The 1,212-nt window shown below is 54.1% G+C and carries 1 rRNA gene; it reads right to left on the reverse strand.

The features are described 5' to 3' along the window. Positions 1–1,212 (reverse strand): 23S ribosomal RNA (locus AC6RGY_RS16415); the annotation flags it as partial.

Below are 1,212 nucleotides of genomic sequence, written 5' to 3' on the forward strand. Positions count from 1 at the left end.
CTTCAGCCTCACCGCTTGAACACGCTCTTCCAATCGCGTGCTCCCTTACCCTCCTGCGTCCCCCCATCGCTCAAACAGAATCGAGGTGGTACAGGAATTTCCACCTGTTGTCCATCGCCTACGCCTTTCGGCCTCAGCTTAGGTCCCGACTTACCCTGAGTGGACGAGCCTTGCTCAGGAAACCTTAGGCTTTCGGTGGAGGGGATTCTCACCCCTCTTTTCGCTACTCATACCGGCATTCTCACTTCCCAGCGCTCCACCTTTCCTCACGGAAAAGCTTCGATGCCCTGGGAACGCTCCCCTACCATGTTCGTTAGAACATCCGCGGCTTCGGTGGTCTGTTTAGCCCCGTTACATTTTCGGCGCAGAGTCACTTGACCAGTGAGCTATTACGCACTCTTTCAATGATGGCTGCTTCTAAGCCAACATCCTGGTTGTCTTAGCAACTCCACATCCTTTCCCACTTAACAGACACTTGGGGACCTTAGCCGGCGGTCTGGGCTGTTTCCCTTTCGACTACGGATCTTAGCACTCGCAGTCTGACTCCTGAAGACAAGTCGATGGCATTCGGAGTTTGACTGAGCTCGGTAACCCGGGAAGGGCCCCTTACCCAATCAGTGCTCTACCTCCATGACTCTTCCTTCAAGGCTAGCCCTAAAGCTATTTCGGGGAGAACCAGCTATCTCCGAGTTCGATTGGCATTTCACCCCTACCCACACCTCATCCCCTGAATTTTCAACTTCAGTGGGTTCGGGCCTCCATTTCGTATTACCGAAACTTCACCCTGGACATGGGTAGATCACTCGGTTTCGGGTCGACGACGACGTACTCATACGCCCTATTCAGACTCGCTTTCGCTGCGGCTCCAGCTTCTCACCTTAACCTTGCACGCCATCGTCACTCGCCGGTTCATTCTACAAAAGGCACGCCGTCACCCCTCTAAGGAGGCTCCGACTGCTTGTAAGCACACGGTTTCAGGTTCTTTTTCACTCCCCTTCCGGGGTGCTTTTCACCTTTCCCTCACGGTACTGGTTCACTATCGGTCGCCAGGAAGTATTTAGCCTTAGGAGGTGGTCCTCCCAGATTCCCACGAGGTTTCACGTGCCTCGCAGTACTCAGGGTCCGTCTCGGAGAGAAGAAGATTTTGGCTACGGGGTTCTTACCCACTATGACGGAGCGTTCCAGCTCACTTCGCCTACCCTCTTCCTTTCT

The organism is Mechercharimyces mesophilus, from assembly GCF_059818345.1.